Below are 1904 nucleotides of genomic sequence, written 5' to 3'. Positions count from 1 at the left end.
TACTTGCTGCCCTCTGAAAAAAGCAGCGATCACTTCTTCAACTGCTGCCGCATCCTCAATGGGATTGATAAAAGCTTTAACCTGAACCACGTCACTGGCACTGGCGCCAAGATAAGCCAGGGTAGCAAAAAGGTTTTGCATGGTTTTGTCACTGGCCTCTAAAAGGTCTTTGCCGGGTTCAGCCTGACCTGCAATAAATTGTTTTCTGCCTGCCGGTAAGACAGCAACAGGAGCACGGTTGGTTTTTTCGTAATGCCCATTGCTAAAAGGAAGATTCACGCCCCTGGATGTTACTGAAGTCATTGGCGCAACAGCAATCCCATCCATACTCACTAAAACCTGCTCCCGAGCTTGATTTGCAACTATCAGGGTGATGGCCGGAAACGCTCCTTCAGGTAATAATTCTTTAATAAACTCACGAACAGGTTTGGAATGTTCTTCTTTCTGAAGGTATACCTTTAGTCTTAACAACTTACTTAAATCGCTATCCCCAGCCTTCAAAGCACTTTCCAAATTGTTCATAACCTGGTTTACCTGTACTTTGAGGTCATTGGGCGCTGATAGATTTCCATTGTCATCCATTGGAAAAACTTGGTTAGTAAAGGCCAATGGGACATCTTCTGCTACAGTAGCCATTGAAGTACCGGATTCCTCATCCGGTTCTATATAGCGTATGTCCAAATTTCTGCTCTGAAATTGCCCCATACTTTCTGATGCCAAGCTTAAAAATAGCATCAAAAAAACAATTGGATAAGGTAATCTGAGCCCTTTTTTCCAATTGGCTTCTACAACAGAAAGATTTGCCTTTCTCCCATTAATGAACCTATTTGAAATTGTCATGATCAAATTTTATTTTCTCTCAAGTTTATATTTATTCATCTAATTTGCCACTTGCTCGACCAACCAATTGATTACCTCCTGCTGCTGGGCACTGGTAAAATGGTTAAAAGCATGGGGACTTTGCCATTCCAGCTTATTCTTTATTCCCATTTTTTGGTACAACTCCTGAAGCCCTTCCATGGTATGACTTACATTTTCATGGTCAGCATGCCTGTCCAATTCCGGGGTAATGACCATTAATGGTCGTGGGGCAATATTGGCTAGTATTTCAGGAAAATCGACTGGAATCCTTCTTTCTTCTTCATCAAAGAATCCTAACCTAGGAATTAACCCATACAAATGCGAATAGGATTTTAATCCCTCCACATCTTTTGAGGCATTTCTCAATGGAGTAAAAGCACTGGACAAAGCAAGTCCGGCTATTTTTGGCTCCATGGCAGCGGTGATTAAGCTTACTGTTCCTCCCAAAGCATAGCCTCCCATAAAAATCTTTTCGCTATCGATAAAGTCCATACTTTCCAATGCATCTACGGCTGCTCTAGCATCGGTGACCATTTTGCCCATCTTGGACCAATGCGGATATCTTTGATAAAACAAAGTTCCCTCTTCTATTCTGGCCCCATAGCCGATCATATCATAAGTCAAAACAGCTATCCCTTTGGCCAACAACCCATCAATTAAGCCGTTTAACTCAGCATCATAGCCCGTATTGGTATATTTGTGCAATAATATAAACACAGGCATTTTACCATTGGCACCTGTTTTTCTTTCTCCGGCTTCATTCGTAGGGAAATATAGCGATCCATATAAATAGTCGCCCATGGCATTGTAGGGGGTGATATTTAGTTTTTTTCCATTTTTTACAGTAGGCCGAGGCATAAAACTGCTGACATAATCCTCTTTGAGGCTTAAGGTCTCAATGTCATTGGCAGGTAAGCCTGCAGGTTCTTCTCCCAACAGCCAAATGAGGTCTTCTTTTATTTTTTCCTGATACTCCGCTTCACTCCACCCATATGTATCCATCAAAAATTTCTTTGTGGAGTCTATCTCGGCCTGCCCAGCAC

At 42.1% G+C, this 1904-nt stretch carries 2 protein-coding genes; both read right to left on the bottom strand.

Going from position 1 to position 1904, the window contains the following annotated elements; genetic code table 11:
• Positions 1–840: RidA family protein (locus AAC037_RS24010; protein ID WP_339906191.1), on the bottom strand; the 840-nt coding region annotated here is incomplete at its 3' end.
• 39 nt (positions 841–879) lie between these two features.
• A partial coding sequence (locus AAC037_RS24005) for an alpha/beta hydrolase (protein ID WP_339906190.1) occupies positions 880–1904 on the bottom strand: 1025 nt, incomplete at its 5' end.

Origin of the sequence: uncultured Cyclobacterium sp. (assembly GCF_963976465.1) — a bacterium.
Lineage (GTDB): Bacteria > Bacteroidota > Bacteroidia > Cytophagales > Cyclobacteriaceae > Cyclobacterium.
The sequence above is the reverse complement of the archived record's forward strand: the minus strand, read 5'-3'. Positions and strand labels throughout refer to the sequence as shown.